The 588-nt window shown below is 44.0% G+C and carries 1 protein-coding gene; it reads right to left on the bottom strand.

The window, feature by feature from the left end; all coding sequences use genetic code 11:
- Positions 1 to 114: 114 nt before the first annotated feature.
- A complete protein-coding gene (locus R7040_RS28305) occupies positions 115 to 516 on the bottom strand; it encodes a GFA family protein (protein ID WP_005464047.1) in 402 nt (133 codons plus the stop codon).
- Positions 517 to 588 lie beyond the last annotated feature (72 nt).

Below are 588 nucleotides of genomic sequence, written 5' to 3'. Positions count from 1 at the left end.
ATGAACATGACAAGCGAAGTAGAAGTCTGAAGAGTTCAGAAAATGCGTTCGTGTGCAGTGGAGTTTTAATCCGCGAGGCGTTGATATTCGCCCCGCGATAACAACGGATTTTCTCTAAAGTTTTGGCCCTGCCTCAAACTGGGTCAGGTTGTCGGTTATTTCTAACCACGGCGCTTTTGACGCCACGAAAATATGAAAACTTGGTTTGTGAGATGGGGCATCATCCAACACACCTAAGCGAATATTGACGATTCCGTTATTCTTTTTCGAATACAAACTTGAGCCGCAATGGCGACAAAAACATAGCTCGGTATTTTCACTTTTCTGATAAGTTTGAATATCCTCTTTCCCTTGGATAATGAGCAACTTATCTAGAGCAATGCCGCCCGCCGATGAATAGTCAGAGCCAGTAAATTTTCGACATTCAGAGCAATGGCAATTGCCCATGTATTTGAATTCATCCGCCACTTCGAGTTTTACCTTGCCACACAGACATGAGCCTTTGAGTACTTCCATTTGAGTCCCTTTTTTATTATGAACCTACGTGAGGTTGGTGATGGTCTCGTCACCATGCCACCACAAGACGAC

The sequence above is a fragment of the Vibrio sp. 1069 genome (assembly GCF_033340555.1).
This window is presented reverse-complemented; position numbering and strand designations above follow the sequence as displayed.